General features: G+C 68.0%; 24 protein-coding genes. 16 read left to right on the top strand and 8 right to left on the bottom strand.

What is annotated here, in order from left to right; genetic code table 11:
* Position 1: 1 nt before the first annotated feature.
* The 6 genes from QTH86_RS04700 (at position 2) to QTH86_RS04675 (ending at position 3,436) form a co-directional block, all read left to right on the top strand.
* Positions 2-619, top strand: a complete 618-nt coding sequence (locus tag QTH86_RS04700; RefSeq protein WP_286645821.1) for a LysE family translocator — start codon at positions 2-4, stop codon at positions 617-619.
* Positions 620-756: 137 nt separating this feature from the next.
* Positions 757-1,047, top strand: a complete 291-nt coding sequence (locus tag QTH86_RS04695; protein WP_286645822.1) for a DUF1330 domain-containing protein — start codon at positions 757-759, stop codon at positions 1,045-1,047.
* A gap of 166 nt (positions 1,048-1,213) precedes the next feature.
* Complete coding sequence (locus QTH86_RS04690; RefSeq protein ID WP_286645823.1) at positions 1,214-1,924, top strand: hypothetical protein; 711 nt, start codon at positions 1,214-1,216, stop codon at positions 1,922-1,924.
* Between the two features lie 130 nt (positions 1,925-2,054).
* Positions 2,055-2,495, top strand: a complete 441-nt coding sequence (locus QTH86_RS04685) for a hypothetical protein (protein ID WP_286645824.1) — start codon at positions 2,055-2,057, stop codon at positions 2,493-2,495.
* A 66-nt stretch (positions 2,496-2,561) separates the two neighbouring features.
* Positions 2,562-2,951: a GNAT family N-acetyltransferase gene (locus QTH86_RS04680; RefSeq protein WP_286645825.1), complete on the top strand. Its 390-nt coding sequence runs from the start codon at positions 2,562-2,564 to the stop codon at positions 2,949-2,951.
* Positions 2,952-3,226: 275 nt separating this feature from the next.
* Positions 3,227-3,436 (top strand): hypothetical protein, encoded by a 210-nt coding sequence (locus tag QTH86_RS04675; RefSeq protein ID WP_286645826.1) that lies wholly within the window; start codon positions 3,227-3,229, stop codon positions 3,434-3,436.
* Here the strand turns inward: QTH86_RS04675 and QTH86_RS04670 are convergent.
* The 4 genes from QTH86_RS04670 to QTH86_RS04655 all read right to left on the bottom strand — a co-directional run bounded on the left by QTH86_RS04670 (position 3,427) and on the right by QTH86_RS04655 (position 7,748).
* Positions 3,427-4,731 (bottom strand): lytic murein transglycosylase, encoded by a 1,305-nt coding sequence (locus tag QTH86_RS04670; protein WP_286645827.1) that lies wholly within the window; start codon positions 4,729-4,731, stop codon positions 3,427-3,429. The genes QTH86_RS04675 and QTH86_RS04670 overlap by 10 nt on opposite strands.
* 75 nt (positions 4,732-4,806) lie before the next feature.
* Entirely contained in the window at positions 4,807-5,793 is a 987-nt protein-coding gene (locus tag QTH86_RS04665; protein WP_286645828.1) for a Bug family tripartite tricarboxylate transporter substrate binding protein, read from the bottom strand.
* 16 nt (positions 5,794-5,809) lie between these two features.
* A complete protein-coding gene (locus QTH86_RS04660; RefSeq protein WP_286645829.1) occupies positions 5,810-6,790 on the bottom strand; it encodes a CysB family HTH-type transcriptional regulator in 981 nt (326 codons plus the stop codon).
* Positions 6,791-6,914: 124 nt separating this feature from the next.
* A complete protein-coding gene (locus QTH86_RS04655) occupies positions 6,915-7,748 on the bottom strand; it encodes a MetQ/NlpA family ABC transporter substrate-binding protein (RefSeq protein WP_286645830.1) in 834 nt (277 codons plus the stop codon).
* On the opposite strand from QTH86_RS04655, the gene QTH86_RS04650 reads away from it, so the two are divergent.
* On the top strand, positions 7,747-7,929 hold the full coding sequence (locus QTH86_RS04650) for a hypothetical protein (protein WP_286645831.1): 183 nt from the start codon (positions 7,747-7,749) through the stop codon (positions 7,927-7,929). The genes QTH86_RS04655 and QTH86_RS04650 overlap by 2 nt on opposite strands.
* Before the next feature lie 11 nt (positions 7,930-7,940).
* The gene (locus QTH86_RS04645; RefSeq protein WP_286645832.1) at positions 7,941-8,150 is read left to right on the top strand and encodes a hypothetical protein; all 210 of its coding nucleotides are present in this window, start codon (positions 7,941-7,943) and stop codon (positions 8,148-8,150) included.
* Between the two features lie 25 nt (positions 8,151-8,175).
* On the opposite strand, the gene solA is transcribed toward QTH86_RS04645, so the two are convergent.
* Positions 8,176-9,387, bottom strand: a complete 1,212-nt coding sequence (gene solA, locus QTH86_RS04640) for an N-methyl-L-tryptophan oxidase (protein WP_286645833.1) — start codon at positions 9,385-9,387, stop codon at positions 8,176-8,178.
* 18 nt (positions 9,388-9,405) lie between these two features.
* Positions 9,406-10,377 (bottom strand): aliphatic sulfonate ABC transporter substrate-binding protein, encoded by a 972-nt coding sequence (locus QTH86_RS04635; protein WP_286645834.1) that lies wholly within the window; start codon positions 10,375-10,377, stop codon positions 9,406-9,408.
* A gap of 231 nt (positions 10,378-10,608) precedes the next feature.
* On the opposite strand from QTH86_RS04635, the gene QTH86_RS04630 reads away from it, so the two are divergent.
* From QTH86_RS04630 to QTH86_RS04610, 5 genes are read left to right on the top strand one after another with little or no spacing between them, the layout of a single operon-like run.
* A complete protein-coding gene (locus tag QTH86_RS04630) occupies positions 10,609-11,520 on the top strand; it encodes a TauD/TfdA dioxygenase family protein (RefSeq protein WP_286645835.1) in 912 nt (303 codons plus the stop codon).
* Position 11,521: 1 nt separating this feature from the next.
* Positions 11,522-12,532, top strand: coding sequence for an ABC transporter substrate-binding protein (locus tag QTH86_RS04625; RefSeq protein ID WP_286645836.1), 1,011 nt, complete (start codon positions 11,522-11,524; stop codon positions 12,530-12,532).
* Between the two features lies 1 nt (position 12,533).
* Entirely contained in the window at positions 12,534-13,541 is a 1,008-nt protein-coding gene (locus QTH86_RS04620) for an ABC transporter substrate-binding protein (RefSeq protein WP_286645837.1), read from the top strand.
* A complete protein-coding gene (locus tag QTH86_RS04615; RefSeq protein WP_286645838.1) occupies positions 13,541-14,452 on the top strand; it encodes an ABC transporter ATP-binding protein in 912 nt (303 codons plus the stop codon). The genes QTH86_RS04620 and QTH86_RS04615 overlap by 1 nt, the downstream gene beginning before the upstream one ends.
* Positions 14,449-15,321: an ABC transporter permease gene (locus QTH86_RS04610; RefSeq protein ID WP_286645839.1), complete on the top strand. Its 873-nt coding sequence runs from the start codon at positions 14,449-14,451 to the stop codon at positions 15,319-15,321. Before QTH86_RS04615 ends, QTH86_RS04610 begins: the two co-directional genes overlap by 4 nt.
* A 31-nt stretch (positions 15,322-15,352) precedes the next feature.
* Here the strand turns inward: QTH86_RS04610 and QTH86_RS04605 are convergent, their stop codons facing one another.
* Both QTH86_RS04605 and QTH86_RS04600 read right to left on the bottom strand, forming a co-directional pair.
* Complete coding sequence (locus tag QTH86_RS04605) at positions 15,353-16,579, bottom strand: acyl-CoA dehydrogenase family protein (RefSeq protein ID WP_286645840.1); 1,227 nt, start codon at positions 16,577-16,579, stop codon at positions 15,353-15,355.
* Between the two features lie 14 nt (positions 16,580-16,593).
* Entirely contained in the window at positions 16,594-17,997 is a 1,404-nt protein-coding gene (locus QTH86_RS04600; protein WP_286645841.1) for an LLM class flavin-dependent oxidoreductase, read from the bottom strand.
* A 335-nt stretch (positions 17,998-18,332) separates the two neighbouring features.
* Here QTH86_RS04600 and QTH86_RS04595 point away from each other — a divergent pair, with 335 nt between their 5' ends.
* From QTH86_RS04595 to QTH86_RS04585, 3 genes are read left to right on the top strand one after another with little or no spacing between them, the layout of a single operon-like run.
* Entirely contained in the window at positions 18,333-19,313 is a 981-nt protein-coding gene (locus QTH86_RS04595) for a Bug family tripartite tricarboxylate transporter substrate binding protein (RefSeq protein WP_286645842.1), read from the top strand.
* 27 nt (positions 19,314-19,340) lie between these two features.
* Positions 19,341-20,453: an LLM class flavin-dependent oxidoreductase gene (locus QTH86_RS04590; protein WP_286645843.1), complete on the top strand. Its 1,113-nt coding sequence runs from the start codon at positions 19,341-19,343 to the stop codon at positions 20,451-20,453.
* A 45-nt stretch (positions 20,454-20,498) separates the two neighbouring features.
* Complete coding sequence (locus QTH86_RS04585) at positions 20,499-21,959, top strand: SidA/IucD/PvdA family monooxygenase (protein WP_286645844.1); 1,461 nt, start codon at positions 20,499-20,501, stop codon at positions 21,957-21,959.
* Position 21,960: the final 1 nt, after the last annotated feature.

Below are 21,960 nucleotides of genomic sequence, written 5' to 3'. Positions count from 1 at the left end.
CATGTCCCTCGTTGCATTCTCTATCGCTGCGTTCGTTCTCGCGATCACGCCCGGCCCGGGCATCGCCTATGTGGTCGCTCGAACGGTCTCCAGCGGCCGGCCCGAGGGACTGGCGTCGTGTTTGGGCACGGGCATTGGCGGCATGGCCCACGTGATGGCTGCGGCGCTCGGCCTGTCCGTGCTGGTCGCGCAGTCAGCGATGGCTTTCAACGTCATTAAGTACATCGGCGCGGCCTACCTGATCTTCCTCGGCATTCGCATCCTGATGCGCAGCAAGGCCGCAGCGCCCGTCGAGGTCAGCGCTGCCAAGGGCGTGCACCGGGCGCTGCTGGAAGGCATCGTCGTCGAGATCTTGAACGTGAAGACGGCGTTGTTCTTTCTTGCGTTCCTCCCGCAGTTCGCCTCGCCGGCAGAACCACTGATTCCGCAGCTGGTGATGCTCGGCAGCGTCTGTGTGGCCCTGAACACCGCGGTGGACGTCGTCGCCGTGTTGGCCGCTCACAGGCTACTCAAGTCGGGTGTTGCGAGAGATGCACGGGCCCGATGGCTGACGCGTTTCTCCGGCGGAACCATGGTCGGGCTCGGCGTATTTCTGGGCCTTGCCCGCCGCGATTCGTGAGGCGGCTTTTGGCGACGGATCGAACCGGTCGTTCGGCAGGTCTGGCACTATCTGGCTCAACGCCACCCTCGGGTCGCTTGCTGCCTGTGATCCAGGCGACGCGAGCGCCTGTTTTCCCTCACTTGAAAGAGTTCACCATGACAAAAGCCTACTGGGTCAGTGCTTACCGAGCCGTCAAGGACGCAGACAAACTGGCCGCCTATGCGAAGTTGGCCGGCCCCGCCATCACGGCTGGAGGTGGGCGCTTTCTGGCGCGGGGACTGCCGGTCGAGGTGTACGAGTTCGGCCTGTCCGAGCGCACCGTACTGATCGAATTCGACAGTGTCGAGCACGCGAAATCCGTTCATGACAGCGCAGCTTATCAAGCCGCACTTGCTGCGTTGGGCGACGGTGCTGAACGGGATCTGCGGATCGTTGAAGGGGTCTGAACCGCGCCGAGTAAGGCGCGCGCCAAGGGCACCACTCGGTTGAGCTGACCGCGACGCCACTCGGATACTTGGCTCGTGCTTGCAAATCACTTTTTTCGGTCTGGCGCCGTGCGTCTTCGCCAGGCCGCGACCGGCAGATGCAGACGTTCCACGCGGTCGCGTCGTGATGCTTGAAGCCTATTTTTCCCTGCAGCTGAGATTCGCGGAGCGCTATGCGGCTGCCGCAGGTCTGCCTTTCAGCGTGTCGATCGCGCACTGCACGAACTTGCGGCGTCGTCTCAATCTCTGGGGACCTGCAGGCGCAAGTCGCTGGAACGACTTGCTTGCTCGGATCGGCGACTCGGTCGATGGCAGGTCCGATGCGCTTTCCCTGTGCATGGCGTGGTACGAGGATCGGCCGCGCCTCGCCACAGAGCGGTCATTCGGGTGCTTTTCCTTCGATCCGCCCGACACCAGCGGCGTGCTCCGCATTCACTTCGTCCCTCCGGAGAACACGAGCACAAGCCCTCTGGCCTCCGCCAACATCGGTGCCAGAGTGCAAGAGCTGTGCGCACTGTTCTCGCATGTCCGTCGCACCGAGCGCAACGTGCTATCGGTTCGTGGTGTCTCCTGGCTCTACCACCGCGACGCGTACAGGAGGCTTTTCCCGCCCTCCTATGCGATGTCGATTCGACCCGTAGCGGCCTCTCTGCACCTGAACGGCAGCTCCACCTGGGGACAGGTTTTGAACTGGCGTCAGGAAGTAAAGCCAGACATGCGTGACGCGCTCCTGGCCCGCCTGGACACGATGAAAGCGGAAGCACCTTGGGAAACTTTTCCGCTCCAGGCGCTGACTGCCACAAGTGATGTCGCCAAGTTCTATGAGCGCTTCACCTGAGTTGACCCAGCATGATGGCAATGGGCGGCTGACGCCGTTGCACGTGGGCAGATCCGACCATAGGCGGCCCCTCGCCAGCACCGGCCGCTTGTCAACTGATACGCACAGAACATCGTCCAACGAATGCGCCATGAGAATCGCGAACATCACCCTGCCATTGGGAATCCTTTTGGTAAGCGCAGTCGCTGAGACGGCTATTGGCTACGGTCATAGCGTAGATGCCCGTGGGTGGTGGCCCCTTGGCCTCTCTGTCGCTCTGCTCCTGTATGCGGGCTATAGCGTTGTGTTTGGCCTCATCGCCGGCGACCGCATTCTGCCTATGACGTACATCGTGGGAGTGAATGGAGTGCTTGCCGCAGCCCGCGTTCTGGCCAGCTACCTCTTCTTCACCGTTCCCATGGATTGGGGTGTAGTCAACGCGGGTATGACCCAGCTCAGCTTCTTCCAGACGCTTGTCCGCAGCGCGTGGACGTTTTACTTGTTGCCTATTCCTTTCCTGGTTGCACACTTTGTCGCGCTCCGGGGAGGCTGGCCTAACGTCAACCAGCAGCCCCGGAATTCCCCCAGGTGACTGACGTCGGCCAGAACCGGACCTTCCTATCATCTGCACAATTGCGTGAATTTCAGGAGAACACGCATGCAGGTTCGCTGTATTGCCGCTTCCGATGTCGACGCAGTCCATCGCCTGCTTGTGACCGGCGGGTGGGCCCATCGAGTCGGTGACGTACAGGACCTCGGCCGACTGATTTCGGCGTCGCAGCGCGTGATGGTTGCGGTGGCAGACGACGAAATCATTGGCTTCGCGCGGGCGATTACCGACGGAATTTCCAACGGGTACGTGTCCATGGTCATCGTCGCCGAGCAGCATCGACGACGGGGCATTGGACAGGCACTTGTTGAACGCCTTATGGGGTCTGAACCGAACATCACCTGGGTGCTCCGGGCCGGAAGAACAGGCGCTGCAGAATTCTTCGCGAAGCTGGGCTTCAGCGCCTCATCGACTGCTATGGAGCGCTCGCGCCGTTGACCGCGCGGTGCGGAGGTATCGACCTTGGCAGACAGAATGCGGCCAGAGGCGGTCATGCGCCGTACTTCGCAAGCGCTTGTTCAAACCACCTGTTTCATCCATGACCTAGGATGTATCGATAGAGGCCGTGGTCGGATAGACCTTGACGGCGCGGAACCAAACGGCTGAATGGCTGCTTCCGCGCACCGCCAACTTCGGCTTCGGCTTCGGCTTCGGCTTCGAACCATCTCGCAGGCCGTCGCCCTGGGCCAGGCCATCGCGTGGAGGGCCAGTCGATGTTCGCCACCTGGGCCAAGTCGCTCGGATGGCTCTTCGGCTTTGAACTGGGCTGGACCGGGCAGGAAACGACCGAAAGCATGCGGCAGGCCCTGGCCAAGAGCGCCGGCCAGTTCGTGTTCTTCTTCGGCTGGATCGCCGGCCTGGTGCTGACGAGGCCGCGCGAGCAGCAGGGCGCCGTCCGCGAATCCCGCCCCTCTCAGGGCTGACGCAGACGTTGCAGCAGGTCGGCGCTCGGGAAACCATCCGCGGGCAGCCCGGCACTGCGTTGGTAGGCGCGCACGGCCGCACGGGTTGCGGGGCCCGCAACGCCGTCGGGATTGCCGCTCGCAAAGCCGCGTTGGGTGAGCGCCTGTTGCAGTTCCATCGTCTCGCTACGGCTGAGCGCGGCGAGTTCGCGCGGCCAGGGGGCCCGGACCGGTGGGCCACCCGCCAGCTGCTGGGCCAGCAGCCCGACAGCCAGTGCATAGCTGGTCGAGTTGTTGTAGCGCAGGATCGCGCGGAAGTTCGCGCCCACGAGAAAGGCCGGCCCGCGCGCGCCGGCGGGCAGCAGGATCGATGCCTCGGACATCGCCGGCAGCGGCGCACCGTCGATCGCCGCCACGCCCTCGTCGGACCATTGCGTGGCCGACTGCCGGACCGCGTCGTCGGCGCGGCCGTGGTCGAAGCCCGTCGGCAGGCGCACCTCGACACCCCAGGGCTGCTCGGCCAGCCAGCCCGATCTCGCCAGATAGTTCGCCGTCGATGCGACGACGTCCGGGAGGCTGCCCCAGATGTCTCGACGTCCGTCGCCGTCGGCGTCCACCGCGTAAGCCAGAAAGCTCGACGGCAGAAACTGGGTCTGTCCCATGGCGCCCGCCCAGGAGCCGATCATTCGCTCCGGCGTGATGTCGCCGCGGTCGATGATCTTCAATGCCGAGAGCAGTTCGCCTCTCGCCCAGGCCGCACGCCGCCCCTCGAAGCCCAGCGTGGCCAGGGCATCGATGGTCGACATGTCGCCGACGTTGCTGCCGTAGTTGCTTTCCATGCCCCAGATGGCGACCACCACCTCGGGCGGCACCCGCTGCGCCTGGAACACGGCCGCGGCCTCGCTGCGCACGCGCTGGAGCATGTCGCGGCCCGTGGTCACGCGCTGGGGCGTCACGGTGCGGTCGAGGTAGTCCCAGACGGTGCGCGTGAATTCGGGTTGAACGCGATCGAGCTCGATCACGCGGGGCAGGAACCGTGCGTGGTCCAGGGCCTGGCCGAGCGTCGCGTCGCTGATGCCGGACGCGCGGGCGCTCGCACGGAATTCGCCCAGCCATGCGACGAAGGCCTGCTGATGCGCAACATCCGCTGAGGGGGCTGGATCCGCGCGGTTCGGTGGGGCGGGCGTGTCGGCTGCGATCCGGTCAGGTGATGCGGGAGAGAGCGGTGGTGAGGCGCAGCCCGCCATCAGTGAAACGGTGGCGAGCGTGAAGACGGATGCACGGACGACCGACGACAAGGAGGAAGAGGTACGCATCGTCGTCATTCTCGCCGCGTGCTGGCCGCCTCCGAGCGCGGGTCCGACGGTTCGCACGCGCGGCAGCCCCGTGCATCATGGTTCCGCCTTGATGCCGCTCACCTTGACGATCTGCGCATAGCGCTCGTACTCGGCCGCCACCTGCACGGAAAACTCGCGCTGCGTATCGCCCGTGCTCTCGATGCCCTGCGCGGCGAGATCGGCGCGCACGGCCGGGTTGCGCACGATCGGCGTCACCGCCGCGCCGATCGCGTCGACCACCGCCTGCGGTGTCCGCGCCGGTGCGAAGAGGCCGAACCAGGTGCCCGACCTGAACCCGGCGTAGCTGTCGGCCACGGTGGGCACCTCGGGCAGCAGCGGATGCCGCGTGTCACCGCCGACCGCCAGCGCGACCAATCGGCCGCTGCGGATGTGCGGCAGCGCGGGGCCGACGGCGATGAACATCAGGTCGACCTGGCCCGCGATCACGTCCTGCATGCCCAGCGGACCGCCGCGGTAGGGGATGTGGGTGACATGGATCCCCGCCCGCTGCTTGAGCAGCTCCATGCCGAACTGCTGCGGGCTGCCGTTGCCGGCCGATGCGTAGTTGTACTGTCCAGGCTTGAGCTTCGCGGCGCTGATGAAGTCGCGCAGCGTCCTGAATCCGGTCCGCGGGTTCGCTACCAGGACGAAATCGATCTTTCCGAGCGACACGACCGGGACCAGGTCGGCACGCGCGTCGTAGGGCAGGCTGGACAGGAGGTTGGGCAGGATCGTGACCGGCCCGTCGGCCCCCACCAACAGGCTGTAGCCGTCCGGGGGCGCCTTGGCCAGCGCCTCCGCCGCCACGATGCCGCCGGCGCCCGCACGGTTGTCGACCACCACCGGCTGCTTCCAGACCTCGGCCAGGCGCGGCCCGAGATAGCGCGCCAGCACATCGGGCGAGCTGCCGGCGGTGTTGGCCACGGTGATGTGGATGGGGCGGGCGGGCCAATTCGAGCCCGGCGTCTGTGCCGATGCCGCATGCAGCACACCCCCGCACAGAAGGGCGAAGGTCAGTCGAAGGACGGTGGATCGTTGCATGGGCGCCGTCCGTCGATCAGTGCACCGCCGGCGCCCCGGTGCCGCGCTGGGGCGCCGCGCGGACCGCGCCGGGCGCAGGATCGACGTCGAGCGCGGCATCCACCACGCTGCGGGTGAGCGTCGGCGCAAAGGCTTCGATGAAGGCATAGACGTAGCCGCGCAGGTAGCTGCCGCGACGCACCGCCAGCTTGGTCGTGTTGATGCCGAACAGCGGGCCCGCGTCCACCGCGCGCAGCTGCGTGTCGCGCTCGGTCTCGTAGGCCACGCCCGCGACGATGCCCACCCCCATGCCCAGCTGCACGTAGGTCTTGATGACGTCGGCGTCCATGGCCGTCAGCACGATCTGGGGTGCGATGCCCGAATCGTCGAAGGCGGCGTCGATGCGCGTGCGGCCGGTGAAGCCGGTGTCGTAGGTGATGAGCGGGTACTGCGCCAGCGTCTCCAGGGTCAGTGGCGCGTCGAGCAGCGGATGGCCGGGGGGCACGATCACCGAATGGGTCCAGCGGTAGCAGGGCAGGGCGACGAGTTGCGGGTAGTCGCCCAGCGCCTCGGTGGCGATGCCGACCTCGGCTTCGCCGTCGAGCAGCATCTGCGCGATCTGTTTGGGCGAGCCTTGGTGCAGATGCAGCTTGACGCCCGGGAACAGGGCGCGGAATTCCTGCACCGCCAGCGGCATGGCATAGCGCGCCTGCGAGTGCGTCGCGGCCACCGAGAGTTGCCCGTCCTGCTGGCCCGCGAACTCCTGGCCGGCCTGGCGCAGGTTGTGGCTTTCCAGAAGGACGCGTTCGATGATCGGCAGCAGGTGGCTGCCCGGCGAGGTGAGGCCGGTCAGGCGCTTGCCGGCCCGCGCGAAAAGCGAAACACCGAGTTCCTCTTCCAGCTCGCGGATCTGTCGGCTGACGCCCGGCTGGGACGTATGAAGCGCGTGCGCGGCTTCGGTGAGGTTGAAGCCGCAGCGGACCGCCTCGCGCACCGAGCGCAGTTGTTGGAAGTTCATGTTGTTCTGGGGCGTGGTAGCAAGGCCGGCCATTCTCTGGCGCAGTCCGTATGACGCGAACAACCGATTTCTTCCTTCTTAATGAAGCAATCGTCTATGGATGGCAGCGGCCCACCGCATCCGGTCAGAAGGCCGGGACCAATGCGCCGTTGAACTTCGTCTCGATGAACTGCTTGACCTCGGCCGACTGGTAGGCCGCCACCAGCTTCCTGGCCCACGGTTGGTCCTTGTCGACGCGGCGCACCGCGATCAGGTTGGCGTACGGGCCCTTGGGCGATTCCTTGAGGATCGCGTCCTTGTTGAACGACAGGCCCGATTTCTCGGCGTAGTCGTTGTTGATGGAGGCGATGGTCAGGTCGTCCAGCGAGCGCGGCAGTTGCGCGGCGTCGAGCGCCACCAGCTTGATCTTCTTCGGATTGCTCACCACGTCGAGCGGCGTCGCGGTGTTGTTCTTGACCGCTTCGGGCTTGAGCGTGAGCAGACCGGCCGACTGCAACAGCAGCAGCGAGCGGTTGCCGTTCGACGGGTCGTTCTGGATGCCGACGGCGGCGCCTTCGGGCAGGGCGTCGATGCTCTTGAGCTTGCGCGAATAGAAGCCCAGCGGCGCGGTGATGGTCAGGCCGACCGGCACGATGTCGAAGCCGCGCGACTTGATCTGGTTGTCGAGGAAGGGCTGATGCTGGAAGGCGTTGGCGTCCAGGTCGCCGGCGGCCAGCGCCGCGTTGGGCAGCTGGTAGTCGTTGAAGACGACCACGTCGATGGTAAGTCCGTCGCGGGCCGCCACCTTCTTGACCACCTCGAAGATCTGTTCGGCATTGCCGACCGAGATGCCGACCTTGATGCGCGCCTTCTCCTGTGCATGGACCGGGGCTGTGAAGGCGAATGCCGTGGCGACGATGGCCGACAAGGCAAACGCAGAGAAGAGGGCGCGGCGGCGCGGAAGGGAGGCGAGGGACATGGAATACCTGAGAAGCAAAAAGGAGCGCGACTGTGCCATTGCCCCTGCGGGCTGCCAACGACGCAATCCTCATGTCGATATGTGGCGCACGCGGGCAGCGGCTATGCGCAATGCTGATAAGCACATCGGCAATCCGTCGTTCCTTTCTTCTCCAGCGACTCGCAAAATTCCGCCGAACTGACAAAGGAAAGCATGACCTCCAATCGACAGGGTTCCCCGGCTGAACGGGCGCAGCAGGTGATCGGCCTGACCGCGAGCACCTGGCAGGTGTCGCCATACAAGGCGCGTGCGCAGGCCCGCCGTGCGCCGCATGGCTACGTGCCGCTGCGCGCGCAGCGCCGGTTGCAGGCGGCCGCGGCACGCAGCCTGCCAGGGGCCTACGCGCTGGCGCATTCCTGGTAGCGCGGCATACACCGCGCGCAAGTGCCTACGCGGCCGGTGCCGGGCGCTGCCGCGCGAAGGCGCCGAGGTCGTAGCGCGTGCCGCGGCCCAGCACCCGCTCGGCGATGGCCTCGCCCAGGCCGGCCGAGTGCTTGAAGCCGTGGCCCGAGCAGGCCGAGGCGATCAGCACGTTGGGGGCGCCGTCGAGCGCGTCGACGACGAAGTTGCGATCGGGCGTCACGGTGTACATGCAGGCGCGCGCCTTCACCGCATGGCCGCCGATCTGCGGGAAGCGGCCTTCGACGCGGCTGCGGTACATCGCCTCGATCTCCGCCGTGCTCACCGCGCGTTCCAGGGTCTCGGGCGTGGTCGTCTGCGCGTACTGCTCGGTCGCGACCTTGAGCACGGGCCGTGCGGCGTCCGCCCCCGGAAAGCCGTACATGTAGTCTTCCTGCGCGTCGCCGAACATCCAGATGAAGATGGGAAAGCGCCCCGGGGCGAAGTCGGCCGCGGCGGCGCCGGTGTCGAACCAGTACATCACCTGGCGGTACACGCCAAAGTCGGCCTGCCAGTCGGCCCGTGCCTGCCGGCCCAGGAATGCAGGCAGCCACGGTCCTGCAGCCACCACCACCTGGTCGGCGGTGAAGCGGCCGGCCTCGGTCTGCACCGCCACCGTGTCGCCGTTGCCCAGCGGTTCGACCGCGAGCACGCGTTCGCCGTTGCGCACCACGGCACCGGACGCCACCGCGGCCTCGAGCTGGGCGGCGATCGCTTCCTCCGGCCGCACGAAGCCGGCCTCGGGTTCGAAGTAGCCGAGCTCGTCGCCCTGCAGCGCGAACTGCGGGAAGCGCGCGCGGATGGCGGGGGCGTCGAGCAACGCGTGCGCGATGCCGAAGCGCTCGGCGCATTCGATGGTGCGGCGCAGGAAGTCGGGCTTGCCGTGGTGCGCGGCGATGCGGTCGCGCGGCGCGAGGATGAGGCCACCCGTCTGGCTGAACAGCTGGCGGCCGGTGCGGGCTTCCAGCTCGCGCCAGATGCGGTGCGAGCGCTGTACCAGCGGCACGAAGGCGTCGCCTTCGCCCACCGCCAGCCGCGTGATGCGCGACTCGCCGTGCGACGAGCCCAGGTCGTGCGGCGGCGTGTGCTGGTCGATGCCGAGCACCCGCGCACCGCGCTGCGCCAGTTGGTAGAGCGTCGCGGCACCGAGCGCGCCGAGGCCGACGACGATCGCGTCGTAGTGAGAGTCTGTATGGGTCACAAGGGGTAGTTTGCGCGATCAGACAATCGGCAGCGCGAGGAACGCGTCCTTCACCTCGATGGGTTTCGGGATCAGTTTGAGCTGCGCGAAGACATCGGCCAGGCCTTGCTGTTCCTTCGCGATCTCCGGCGTCAGTGCCACCACGCCGTACTGGCGGCGCTCGGTGGCCAGTGCCAGCACCTGGGGGTCGACCTTGAGCTGCGGTGCGAGCGTGTCCACCACTTCTTTGGGGTGGCCCTGCGCCCACTGGTTGGCCTTACGCAGCTCGGCGAAGACGGTGCGCAGCGTGTCCTGGTTGGCCTTCGCATAGCCCGGCTGCGCAAAGTGGTAGGTGCGGTTGCCGCTGAGCCCGGTGCCGTCGAACAACAGGCGTGAATCGGTCGCGACCTGCGCACCGGCCAGGAACGGGTCCCACAGGCCGATGGCGGCCACGCTGCCCGACTGGTAGGCCGCGACGGTGTCGGACGCGGTCACGATGTAGACCGGCTCGATGTCTTCGTAGCGCAGGCCGGCCGCCTGCAGCGCCTTGATCAGCACGTACTGCGTGTTGTAGCCGCGGCCGGTCACCACCTTCTTGCCCTGGAGGTCGCGCACCGTGCGGATCGGTGAATCCTTCGGCACCAGGAAGCCGACCCCGCCCGGGTACGGGCTTTCCGCGGCCAGGTAGACCAGGCCCTTGCCACTGGCCTGCTGGAAGATGCCGATGCCGTCCGACGCATGGCCGAAGTCGATGGCGTTGGCCGCCAGGGCTTCGGACAGCTGGCTGCCGCCGAGGAACTCCTTCCACTCGACCGTCACGCCGGCCGGTGCCAGCGCTTTCTCGAGCTGGCCCGTGCCCTTGAGGATGTTGAGGGTGTTGAACTTCTGGTAGCCGATGCGAATGACCTTCGGTGCGGCCTGCGCGAACAGCGGGCCGGCGATGAAGGCAGCGGTGGCCGCAGTGCCGGCCTGGAGCAGGGCACGACGGCGCTGCGAGGGAATCGAATGCATGGAGAGCGTCCTCGGGATTGAAAGGCGCCCAGAGGCTAGGGCGCGGCGCGCACCTGCACCACAACGCCTTTCGCATGTGCTCATGCGAAAACAAGCGCTTGCGGTCGGCACGCCCGCACAGACGTTTTGCGCATAAGCAAGCAACGAATCCGTCGTTCCTTGTTGGGTGCGTCTTCCCTAGAGTCGCTGCACTGTCGCGCCGCGTGTGCGCGGCGTCTCCTTTTCATTCCCATGACCGAAGCCACCCTTTCCCGCAACGCCGAGCCGAGCGCATGGCGCGATGCACCGAGCCAGGCCTTCGAAGTTCGACCTTTCGATGCACCCGTGGGTGCGGAAGTCGTCGGACTCGACATCTCCAAGCCCATCAACGACGCCGACTTCGCGCGCCTGCACCGTGCGCACCTCGACCACCACGTCGTGGTGTTCCGCGACCAGCGCGTGTCGCCCGACGACCACGTGGCCTTCAGCCGCCGCTTCGGTCCGCTGCAGATCCATGTGCTGCACCAGTTCCAGCTCAAGGGCCATCCGGAGGTGCTGATCGTCTCGAACATCAAGGAGAACGGCGAGCCCATCGGCCTGGGCGATGCCGGCGTGTACTGGCACTCGGACCTCTCGTACAAGGCGGTCCCCAGCCTCGGCTCGCTGCTGCATGCGCAGGAGCTGCCGAGCGAAGGTGGCGACACGCTGTTCGCCGACCAGCATCTGGCCTGGGAAACGCTGTCGCCCGAACTGCAGCAGCGCCTCCTGCCGCTCAAGGCCGAGCACAGCTATCTGGCGAAGTACGAAGAGTTGCGCGCCAAGAACCCGTGGCGGCCCAAGCTCTCGCAGGCGCAGGTCGACCAGGTCGCGCCTGCGGTGCAGCCGGTGGTGCGCACGCACCCCGAGACCGGCCGCAAGGCGCTTTTCGTCAGCGAGCATTTCACCACCCGCATCGTCGGCCTGCCGCAGGCCGAGGGCGACGCGCTGCTGGCCGAACTGTTCGCGCACAGCGTCAAGCCCGAGTTCGTCTATCGCCACCAGTGGAAGCCGCACGACCTGGTGTTCTGGGACAACCGCTCGCTCATGCACCTGGCGGCCGGCACGCCCGACCACCTTCGCCGAAAACTGTTCCGAACCACCATCGAAGGCGACAAGCCTTTCTGACATGAAGCACATCCTCCGCAAAACGGCCGCGACCCTCGCCGGCCTCGGCCTCGCCATTTCCAGCCTCGCGGCGCATGCAGAAGGACAGATCCGCATCGCCGAGCAGTTCGGCATCGTCTACCTGCTGCTCAACGTCGCGCAGGACCAGAAGCTCATCGAGAAGCACGCCAAGGCGGCGGGCGTCGACGCCAAGGTCGAATGGGTCAAGCTCTCCGGTGGCTCGGCGGTCAACGACGCGCTGCTGTCCGGCAACATCGAGATCGCCGGTGCCGGCGTCGGCCCGCTGCTCACGCTGTGGGACCGCACCAAGGGCCGCCAGAACGTGAAGGGCGTGGCCTCGCTCGGCAACTTCCCGTACTACCTGGTCAGCAACAACCCGGCCGTGAAGACCATCGCCGACTTCACCGAGAAGGACCGCATCGCGGTGCCGGCCGTCGGCGTGTCGGTGCAGTCGCGCGTGCTGCAGCTGGCCTCGGCCAAGCTGTGGGGCGACAAGGAATTCGCCAAGCTCGACAAGATCAGCGTGGCGGTGCCGCACCCCGATGCGGCCGCGGCCATCATCAAGGGCGGCACCGAAATCACCGGCCACTTCGGCAACCCGCCGTTCCAGGAGCAGGAACTGGCCGGCAACCCGCAGGCGCACATCGTGCTGAACTCTTACCAGGTGCTGGGCGGTCCGGCGTCGGCCACCGTGCTCTATGCCACCGAGAAATTCCGTGCCGAGAACCCGAAGACCTACCAGGCCTTCGTCGAGGCGCTGAACGAAGCGGCGCAGTTCGTCACGGCCCACCCCGAGAAGGCGGCCGACATCTACATCAAGGTGAGCAACGCGAAGATCGACCGCGAGCTGCTGCTGAAGATCATCAAGAACCCCGAAGTGCAGTTCAAGACCACGCCGCAGAACACCTACCCGCTGGCCGAGTTCATGCACCGCGTGGGCGCGATCAAGAACAAGCCGGCATCGGTGAAGGACTACTTCTTCGACGACGCGCAGAACGCGCAAGGCAACTGACATGGCGGTCCGTTTTCTGAAGGGCGCCGTGGCGGCCCTCGTCGCCGCCGTGGCGCTGCAAGGCATCGCGCATGCCGAAGGCAAGATCAGCATCGCGCAGCAGTTCGGCATCGGCTATCTGCTGCTCGACGTGGTGCGCGACCAGCAGCTCATCGAGAAGCACGGCAAGCAGCAGGGCGTCGATGTGCAGGTCGAATGGGCCAGCATCTCGGGTGCCACCGCGATGAACGAGGCGCTGCTGGCCGGTGCGCTCGACGTGGTGTCGGCCGGCGTGCCGCCGATGCTCACGATGTGGGACCGCACCAAGGGCAAGCAGAACGTGAAGGCGGTGGCTGCGCTCGGCTCGCTGCCCAACTACCTCATCAGCAACAGCCCACGCGTGAAGACGCTCAGGGACCTGGGCGAGAAGGACCGCATCGCGGTGCCGGCGGCGGGCGTGGGCTTCCAGTCGCGCACGCTGCAGATCGAGACCGCGAAGCTCTTCGGCAAGGACGACTTCAAGCGCTTCGACACGATCTCGGTCAGCCTGCCGCACCCGGAAGCCACCGCCGCGCTGATCGCGGGCGGCTCCGAGATCAACACGCACTTCTCGAGCGCCCCCTTTTATTACCAGGCGCTGGACGCGAACAAGGCGATCCACAAGGTCATCAGCAGCTACGACATCCTCGGCGGGCCGGCGACCTTCAACGTGCTCTACACGACGCAGAAGTTCCACGACGAGAACCCGAAGACCTACAAGGCCTTCTATGCGGCGCTGGTCGAGGCGGCGCAGATCGTGAAGGCGGACAAGGCCAAGGCGGCCGACATCTTCATCCGCGTGCAAAAGTCCAAGCTCTCGCCCGAGCTGGTGCGCCGCATCATCGAGGATCCGGAGAACGACTTCACGGTGTCGCCGCACCGCAGCTACGTGTACGCCGACGAGCTGCACAAGCTGGGCGTGCTGAAGAACAAGGCGGTGTCGTGGAAGGACTACTTCTTCGACGAGGCCTACGCCCAGCCGGGGTCGTGATGTCGAACCTCGGCTCTCACGCACTGCGCGCGGCCCCGCCCGTTGCTTCGCAGCCGGCACCCGTTCCACGACCGAGCCGGCCGCTCGGCCGGCCGGGCCAGGTGTCGGCGGCGTATTCACCTGACGCGCCTGATTCGGCGCTGCTCCAGGTCGACGGCGTGAGCCTGGAGTACCGCACGCCCGAGCGCGTGGTGCGCGCCACGCACCGCGTGAGCTTCGACGTGCACGCGGCCGATCGCTTCGTGCTGCTCGGCCCCTCGGGCTGCGGCAAGTCGACGCTGCTCAAGGCGGTGGGCGGTTTCATCGCGCCGGTGGAAGGCGAGATCCGGCTCGACGGGCACCGCGTGCGCGCACCGGGCCCGGACCGCATCGTCGTGTTCCAGGAATTCGACCAGCTGCCGCCGTGGAAGACGGTCAAGCAGAACGTGATGTTCCCGCTGCTCGCCTCGAAGACGCTGGGCCGCAGAGAGGCCGAGGAGCGCGCATTGCACTACCTGGCCAAGGTCGGCCTGGACAAGTTCGCCGACGTGCACCCGCACCAGCTCTCCGGCGGCATGAAACAGCGCGTGGCCATCGCCCGTGCGCTGGCCATGCAGCCGCGCGTGCTGCTGATGGACGAGCCCTTCGCCGCGCTCGATGCGCTCACGCGCCGCAAGATGCAGGAAGAGCTGCTCGAACTGTGGGACGAGGTGCGCTTCACGCTGCTCTTCGTCACGCACTCCATCGAAGAGGCGTTGGTGGTGGGCAACCGCATCGCGTTGCTGTCGCCGCACCCGGGGCGTATGCGCGCCGAGATCAACAGCCATGACTTCGGCCTGGGCAGCCTGGGCGGCGCCGAGTTCCAGGCGACGGCCACGCGCATCCACGACATGCTGTTCGAGGAAGAAGTCGAGGAGGGCGCTTCGCCATGAGTTCATCGCTGACCCCGCCGATCCGGCCCGAATACGAGAACCGGCTCGAGCCCTTCACCGAGCTGCCCGTCGAACGTGTGCTGCCGTTCGGGACGCGCCTGTGGTCGCAGGGCTGGCTGCGCAAGGGCGTGATCCTCGCCGTGCTGGCGGTTCTGTGGGAACTGGCCGCGCGCTGGCAGGACAACGACCTGCTGCTGCCGACCTTCACCGCCACCGCGCGCGCGCTGTTCGACGGGCTGGCCAGCGGCGAGCTGGTCGAGAAGGTGCGCATCTCGCTGGCCGTGCTGTTGCAGGGCTACTTCGCAGGCGTGCTGCTGGCGTTCGGCCTCACCACGCTGGCGGTGTCGACGCAGATCGGGCGCGACCTGCTGGACACGCTGACCTCGATGTTCAACCCGCTGCCGGCCATTGCGCTGCTGCCGCTGGCCTTGCTGTGGTTCGGCCTCGGGCGCGGCAGCCTGGTCTTCGTGCTGATCCATTCGGTGCTGTGGCCGCTGGCGCTCAACACCTACGCGGGCTTTCAGGGCGTGCCCGAGACGCTGCGCATGGCGGGCCGCAACTACGGCCTGCGCGGCTTGCGCTACGTGCTGCAGATCCTCGTGCCCGCGGCGCTGCCGGCCATCCTGTCGGGGCTGAAGATCGGCTGGGCCTTTGCCTGGCGCACGCTGATCGCGGCCGAGCTGGTGTTCGGCGCCTCGTCGGGCAAGGGCGGCCTGGGCTGGTACATCTTCCAGAACCGCAACGAGCTCTACACCGACCGCGTGTTCGCCGGGCTCGCGCTCGTGGTGCTGATCGGCCTGGCGGTCGAGAGCTTCGGTTTCGCGACGCTGGAACGGCTCACGATCCGCAGGTGGGGCCAGCAGCGCTAGCCCCGGAGCGGCCAGGCGCCGCTCTCTCCGCTCAGTTCGACGCCGGCGCGCGCGTGCCCACGCCCCAGTAGAAGGTCGGCCGCGTGCCGTTCAGCGCGTTGTCGCCGATCACCCGCGCCTTGTAGATCACCGGGTTGTGGGAGGCCAGCGTGCGCGCGTTGCGCCAGTGGCGATCGAGCCGGCGGCTCTCCTGCAGCGCGGTGGCGCCACCGACGTCGAACAGGCGCGTGGCCGCGCCGAGCACGGCATCGGTGACGACGATCTGAGCCTTGCCGGCGCGCAGCTCCACGTCGATGAGCAGTTCTTCGGACAGGGGCTCGCCCTGCAGGCGCAGCCGGTCGATCTCGCCGAGCCCGCGGGCCACCTCGCGCGCCGCGAGCGCGGCGACGAAGGCCGTGCTCGACAGCTGGCCGATCACCTGCTGCACCAGCGGGTCCTCGCGCGGCACCGCGCCGCTGCCGTGGCTGAACACGCGCTTGCGCGGCTGCACGAAGGCCACCGCATCGCGTTCGATGGCCCGCGCGATGCCGGCCAGCGTGGCGATGTGGAAGAGCTGGAACACCGCAGTCATCGGTGTCGCGCCGGTGCGCGAGAAATCGATGATGTGCGCGGCCTCGACCGGCACGCGGTCGAAGCGCGTGGTGCCCGAGGCGGTCAGCCGCTGGCCGAAACCGTTCCAGTCGTCGATGCGCGTGACGCCCGGCGCGTCGGTGCGCACCAGGGCCAGCGTGCGCCACTGCGCGGGGTCGGTGTCGTCGCGCTGCACCGTGACGCCGACCCAGTCGGCGTAGAGCGTGCCGGTGCTGTAGAACTTCTCGCCGCTCAGCAGCCAGGCGCCGTTCTCGCGGAACACGCGGGTCTGCAACTGGCCGAGCGCGCCTTCGCCGGCCTCGGTGGTGGCGTTGCCGAAGATCGCACCGTCGGCCACGCGGCGCAGCCACGGGGCGCGCTGGTTGGCCGTGAACTCCACCAGCACGCGCTCGACGAAGCCGAAGTGCGCGCGCAGGGCCTGCGGCAGGTTCGAGTCGGCCTCGGCCAATTCGATGATCAGCTCATACAGCTGCTCGGGCGTCGCGCCCAGCCCGCCGTGTTCGCGCGGCACGCGCAGCGCGCCGAAACCGGCTTCGCGCAGCCAGCCGATGGCGTCGTGGGCGAGGGCGCGCGCGTGCTCACGCTGGGCTGCACCTTCGGCGATGCGGGCAAAGACGGGGCGAAAGCGCGTGGCGAGTTCCGCGTCGGTGGGTGGTGTGTAGGCCATGGAAGGGTGAAGCATCAGATGGCAACGAGGCGGCGCGCTGCGCCGGCGTGGGGAAGGGCAGTTTCGGTGAGGACGGGGCGATGGCCCGGGTAGCCCGGCAAGGCGATGCCCAGGTGCTCGCGCAGCGTGCGACCGCTGTACTCGGTGCGAAACAGGCCGCGCTTCTGCAGGATCGGCACCACGCCGTCGACGAAGTCCTGCAGGCCATCCGGCAGCTGGTCGGGCATGAGGTTGAAGCCGTCGGCCGCGCCGGCGCGGAACCAGTGTTCGATGTCGTCCGCGATCTGCTCAGGCGTGCCGACGATCACGCGGTGGCCGCCACCGCCGGCCAGCTCGCGCACCAACTGGCGCACGGTCAGGCCTCCGCGGCGCGCCGCGGCGATCGTGGCGTTGAAGAAGGTGTGGTTGCCGTTGCCGCCCGCGGGCAGCGCGAGGTCGTCCGGCAGCGTCTTGTCGAGCGACAGGCGATCGGGCGTGACGCCCAGGATGCCCGCCAGCCGCCCGACGCTGTAGTCCCAGGGGATCAGGTCGACCAGCGCATCGCGGCGCGCACGCGCCTGCGCCTCGGTGGCGCCGATGATGGTCGTGAGCCCGGCGAGCACCTTCACGGCGTCGGGGCCGCGGCCCAGTTCGGCGGCGCGCTGCTTCAGGCCACGCGCGTACTCCAGCGATTCCTCGAAGGACTGCGAGGCGGAAAACACCGCCTCGGCATGGCGCGCTGCCAGCTCGCGCCCGTCGGCCGAACCGCCGGCCTGCACCAGCACCGGATGGCCCTGCGGTGTGCGCGGCAGCGTGCCGGGGCCCTGCACCGCGAAGTGTTCGCCACGGTGCGCGATGGGCTGCACCTTGGTCGGGTCGATGAATCGGCCGTCGGCCTTGTCGCCGACAAAGGCGTCGTCGGCCCAACTGGCCCACAGCGCCTTCACGACGTCGGTGAACTCGCTGGCGCGGCCGTAGCGCTGGGCGTGGTCGGGCGCGGCGTCGCGGCCGAAGTTGCGTGCGGACGGCACGTCTGCCGTGGTCACGACGTTCCAGCCGGCGCGGCCGCCGCTCACATGGTCGAGCGTGGCGAAGCGGCGTGCGATGTTGAAAGGCTCGTTGTAGCTGGTCGAGGCCGTGCCGATCAGGCCGATGTGCGTGGTCGCCGCGGCGATGCTGGCCAGCAGCACCGTCGGCTCGAGCGCGGTGATGGGACGGAAGTGGATCTGGTCGACGATGGCCGCGTTGTCGGCCAGGAAGACCGCGTCGAGCTTGCCGGCTTCGGCGATCTGCGCCACGCGCACATAGTGCGCGACATCGACGAACGCGTGCGGGTCGCTCTCGGGCAACCGCCAGGCCGACGGCACGAAACCGGAATGGAGGATGTTGACGTTGAGGTGGAGTTGGCGGCGCGGTGGGTTGTCGGGAAGGCGGCTCATCGGGTGTCGAGATGTTTTCTGTCCGGGTCTAAGCGGATCGGGCCCTGCGCTGCATGCGAGGGTGAACGCACAGGCTAAACGCACACCACTGCAGAGCGCAAAGAACAAAACCAGATCAACGTATGCGAATTTCGTGCTTCGTATTGGATGTGATCGGCTGAACACTGGCACCTCTCGCTCAGATGGTGAGTGTCTCCTCGTCGTGTCGAAGCGACGTTCGGCGGGCCCTTCAGGGTCCGCCTCTTTTATTCAGCGGCTTGGCGGCTTCGGACATAGGAAAAGCCTCGTGCCGCTGCTGATGCTGCGTGAAAGCTTTCCGAACTGGATCTCCGCCAATGACCACCTTCTCCCGCCGGCACTTTGCCGGTGCAACGCTTGCTGGCGCGGCCGCCGTGACCGGGCTGGTTCCCGCACGCGCGTGGGCGGAGGCCTTCCCGGCCCGACAGCTGCACTACGTCTCGCCTTACCCGCCCGGTGGCACCAACGATCTGGTGGCGCGCATCGTGAGCCGCAAGCTGGCCGCGAACTTCTCGCAGCCAGTGGTCGTCGACAACCGCAGCGGTGCGGGGGGCACCATCGGCACGCAGTTCGTGGTGCAGGCGGCCGCCGACGGCTACACGGTGCTCAATGCATCGAGCGGTAACCTCAGTTCGGCGCCGCAGGTGCTCGGCGCGCCCTACGACCCGCTGGCCGACCTGGTACCTGTGGGCTTTCTCGGCCACACCCGCTTCGTGTTCGCCGTGCATCCCTCGGTGCCTGCGACCACGCTGGCCGAGTTGATCGCGTACGCGAAGAAGAACCCGCGCAAGATCAACTACGGCACCGCAGGCAACGGCACCGGTGGCCACATCGCGGGCGAGTACCTGCGGCTTCGCACCGGCATCGACATCGTGCATGTGCCGTACCGCGGCTCGGCGCCTGCGTTGAACGACGCGGTCGCGGGCCATGTGCAACTGGTGCTCGACCCGCTGGCCGCGCAGCATGTGCGCGCCGGCAAGCTGCGCGCGCTGGCCTACTCGGGCGCCACCGTGTCGCCCGACCTGCCGGGCGTCCCGTCCATCGAGGCCGCTGGCGTGCCTGGCTGGGAGGCGACCAACTTCTTCCTGGCGGCGGTGCCCGCCAAGACGTCGGCGGGCGTGGTCGAGCAACTGCACCGGCAGTTCGTCGAGCTCGCGCGCGACGCGGACACGGTGGCCGAACTCAAGGCGCTGGGCGTGGAGATCCAGCCGCTGTCCCTGCCGCAGATCGCCGCCCTGCTCAAGGCCGAGATCGATGTCAACAACCGCGTGATCCGGGCCGCCGGCATCACGGCCTGAGCACGCTTCGCCGCAAAAAGGAAATCCATGACCATCGAGCTCTACGGCACCCTGTACCCACGCCTGTTCTCGGAGACCATTCCGGCCGAGGGCCCGGCCTTCGACATCCCGCATATCGAAGGCACGGCCCGCGCCCATGAAGCGGCGGGCTTCGACGGCGTGCTGCTGCCGCACAACGCGGGCTGGGCCGACAATTTCCTGACGGCGGCGCGCGCTGCCGGCGCCACGCAGCGGCTGATCTTCCTGCTGGCGCACCGGCCGGGCTTCGTGTCGCCCACGCTGGCGGCGCGCAAGCTTGCCACGCTCGACCACTTCACGGGCGGGCGGCTGCGCGTGCACATCATCACCGGCGGGCGCGATGCCGAGCAGCAGCGTGACGGCGACTACCTCACGCACGACGCGCGCTATGCACGCACCGACGAGTACCTCGAGATCCTGCGCCGCATCTGGACCAGCGACACGCCTATCGACCACGCGGGCGCGCACTACCGCTTCGCCGCCGCCTTCTCCGAACTCAAGCCCCTGCAGAAGCCGCACATTCCCGTGTCCTTCGGCGGCGCCTCGGACCCGGCCATCGAAGTGGCCGCGAAACACGCCGACCTGTATGCGCTGTGGGGCGAGACGCTGGACGGCACGCGTGAGCTGGTGTCGCGCGTGCGCACGGCGGCGGCGCGCCACGGGCGGACGCCGCGCTTCAGCATCTCGATTCGCGCCATCGTGGCCGATACCGAGGAAGCCGCCTGGAAGAAGGCCCGCGAGATCGCCGAGACCACGCGCGAGGTGGGCCTGTGGAGCGGCAAGTCGAAGGTGTTCGGTGGCGTGAGCCTTCCCGCGGAGGCCGCGGAGAACGAAGGCTCGCGCCGCCTGCTTGCGCTGGTCAAGCAGGGCGAGGTGCTCGACCAGCGCCTCTTCATGGGCGTGGCCGCGGCCACCAACGCGCCCGGCAACACTACGGCCATCGTCGGCACGCCCGAACAGGTGGCCGAGGCCTTGCTCGCCTACTACGACGTGGGCGTGAGCAACTTCCTGTTCCGCGGCTTCGACCCGCGTACCGACGCGCAGGACTATGGCCGGGCACTGGTGCCGCTGCTGCGCGAAGGCGCGGCACGCCGCGACGGTGCGCTGCGCAAGCTGGCCTGAGCGCCAGCGGCCGATCCCTGTCGTCTCTCTTCCTCGAGCCATCCCATGACTTCCCCGTCCCCTTCGACCCCTGACCATTTCGCGCACGAAGCGCTGCGCCTGCTGGGGCCCGCACCCGCCAACTGGGTGCCTGCGCACGAAGGCGTCGACCACAACGTGCTCGTCGTCGGTGCCGGCCAGACCGGCAGCGCCTTCGCCTTCGCGCTGCAGCGCGCGGGCATCGGCGGTGTCGCCGTGATCGACGCGGCCGGGGGCGCTTCGCAGGCGGGCGTATGGCGCACGCGTGCCCGCATGCACAAGCTGCGCACGCTCAAGCACCTGGTCGGCCCCGAAGGTCCGGTGTCGGCGCTGGGCTTCCAGGCCTGGTACGAATCGCGCCACGGACAGGCGGCCTATGCGGCCATCGACCGCATCGCGCGCACCGACTGGGCCGAGTACCTCGACTGGTTCCGCGGCATCACCGGCACCGCGGTGCGCTACGGCACGCGGCTCGTGCGCTTCGCGCCAGTCACCGGTGGTGCGGTGCCGCACTTCCGGCTGCATCTGGACGTGGACGGCGTCGAGCGCGTGGAGACGGCGCGCAAGCTGATCTTCGCCAATGGCGTGGCCGGCAGCGGCGCGCCTTTCGTTCCCGAACCGCTGTCGGCGGCCCTGAGCCAGGGCCTGGCGGCCCATACCGGCCATGCGATCGACTTCACGGCGCTGGCGGGCAAGACCGTGGCCGTCGTCGGCGGCGCGGCATCGGCCTTCGACGCCGCTGCGGTGGCGCTCGAGAGCGGGGCCGCCGCCGTGCACCTGTTCGTACGCCGCGACAAGATACCCGCCACGCCGGTGGCGCGCGTGCGCGGCTACCCCGGCTTCTACGACAACTACCTGTCGCTGCCCGATGCCACGCGCTGGCACCATGCGGCGCGCTACCGCCGCCTGGGCACCACCCCGCCGCCGGACTCGGTGCAGCGCGTGCTGCGCTTTCCCAACTTCCACCTGCACCTGGGCGCGCCGTGGCAAGGCGCGCAGGTGCAGGCCGGGCAGGTGGTGGCCTCGGTGCATGACCAGCGCTTCCACTTCGACTTCGTGATCGCCGGCACCGGCTACACACACGAGCTGTCGCAACGGCCCGAACTGGCCGGCATCGCCGACCTGGTGCTGCGCTGGCGCGACCGCTTCCAGCCGCCTGCGGACGAACGCGACGATGAACTGGGCGCGGCGCCTTATCTCGGCGCCGGCCTTGAATACATCGAGAAGATCCCGGGCACCGCGCCCTGGCTGCGCGACATCCACACCTACAACCCCGGTGGCTTCGCCAGCACCGGCCTGCCGCTGGGCGACGTGCCGAGCATCCGTGGGTATGTGCCCGCGGTGGTGCGGCGCATCAGCGAAGACCTGCTGCTGGCCGACCTCGCGCTGCACGAGGCACGCACGCGCGCCGACGTGCCGGCGGATTTCGGCGAGGAACTCTATGCCGGTGCCGTCTGGCGGCCGGGCACGCAGCGGCTCGCAGCCTGAG

The organism is Variovorax sp. J2L1-78, assembly GCF_030317205.1.
Taxonomy (GTDB): Bacteria; Pseudomonadota; Gammaproteobacteria; order Burkholderiales; family Burkholderiaceae_C; genus Variovorax; species Variovorax arabinosiphilus.
Note: the sequence above shows the minus strand (reverse complement) of the source record. Positions and strands in the feature narration are given on the sequence as shown.

Coding starts and splice junctions, on each gene's coding strand:
- QTH86_RS04620 (WP_286645837.1), top strand. CDS start 12,534: ATGGCGGTCCGTTTTCTGAAGGGCGCCGTGGCGGCCCTCGTCGCCGCC.
- QTH86_RS04635 (WP_286645834.1), bottom strand. CDS start 10,377: ATGCATTCGATTCCCTCGCAGCGCCGTCGTGCCCTGCTCCAGGCCGGC.
- QTH86_RS04610 (WP_286645839.1), top strand. CDS start 14,449: ATGAGTTCATCGCTGACCCCGCCGATCCGGCCCGAATACGAGAACCGG.
- QTH86_RS04665 (WP_286645828.1), bottom strand. CDS start 5,793: ATGCAACGATCCACCGTCCTTCGACTGACCTTCGCCCTTCTGTGCGGG.
- QTH86_RS04615 (WP_286645838.1), top strand. CDS start 13,541: ATGTCGAACCTCGGCTCTCACGCACTGCGCGCGGCCCCGCCCGTTGCT.
- QTH86_RS04625 (WP_286645836.1), top strand. CDS start 11,522: ATGAAGCACATCCTCCGCAAAACGGCCGCGACCCTCGCCGGCCTCGGC.
- QTH86_RS04670 (WP_286645827.1), bottom strand. CDS start 4,731: ATGCGTACCTCTTCCTCCTTGTCGTCGGTCGTCCGTGCATCCGTCTTC.
- QTH86_RS04690 (WP_286645823.1), top strand. CDS start 1,214: ATGCTTGAAGCCTATTTTTCCCTGCAGCTGAGATTCGCGGAGCGCTAT.
- QTH86_RS04675 (WP_286645826.1), top strand. CDS start 3,227: ATGTTCGCCACCTGGGCCAAGTCGCTCGGATGGCTCTTCGGCTTTGAA.
- QTH86_RS04585 (WP_286645844.1), top strand. CDS start 20,499: ATGACTTCCCCGTCCCCTTCGACCCCTGACCATTTCGCGCACGAAGCG.
- QTH86_RS04605 (WP_286645840.1), bottom strand. CDS start 16,579: ATGGCCTACACACCACCCACCGACGCGGAACTCGCCACGCGCTTTCGC.
- QTH86_RS04680 (WP_286645825.1), top strand. CDS start 2,562: ATGCAGGTTCGCTGTATTGCCGCTTCCGATGTCGACGCAGTCCATCGC.
- QTH86_RS04685 (WP_286645824.1), top strand. CDS start 2,055: ATGAGAATCGCGAACATCACCCTGCCATTGGGAATCCTTTTGGTAAGC.
- QTH86_RS04590 (WP_286645843.1), top strand. CDS start 19,341: ATGACCATCGAGCTCTACGGCACCCTGTACCCACGCCTGTTCTCGGAG.
- QTH86_RS04630 (WP_286645835.1), top strand. CDS start 10,609: ATGACCGAAGCCACCCTTTCCCGCAACGCCGAGCCGAGCGCATGGCGC.
- QTH86_RS04650 (WP_286645831.1), top strand. CDS start 7,747: ATGGAATACCTGAGAAGCAAAAAGGAGCGCGACTGTGCCATTGCCCCT.
- QTH86_RS04695 (WP_286645822.1), top strand. CDS start 757: ATGACAAAAGCCTACTGGGTCAGTGCTTACCGAGCCGTCAAGGACGCA.
- QTH86_RS04600 (WP_286645841.1), bottom strand. CDS start 17,997: ATGAGCCGCCTTCCCGACAACCCACCGCGCCGCCAACTCCACCTCAAC.
- QTH86_RS04655 (WP_286645830.1), bottom strand. CDS start 7,748: ATGTCCCTCGCCTCCCTTCCGCGCCGCCGCGCCCTCTTCTCTGCGTTT.
- QTH86_RS04660 (WP_286645829.1), bottom strand. CDS start 6,790: ATGAACTTCCAACAACTGCGCTCGGTGCGCGAGGCGGTCCGCTGCGGC.
- QTH86_RS04595 (WP_286645842.1), top strand. CDS start 18,333: ATGACCACCTTCTCCCGCCGGCACTTTGCCGGTGCAACGCTTGCTGGC.
- QTH86_RS04645 (WP_286645832.1), top strand. CDS start 7,941: ATGACCTCCAATCGACAGGGTTCCCCGGCTGAACGGGCGCAGCAGGTG.
- QTH86_RS04700 (WP_286645821.1), top strand. CDS start 2: ATGTCCCTCGTTGCATTCTCTATCGCTGCGTTCGTTCTCGCGATCACG.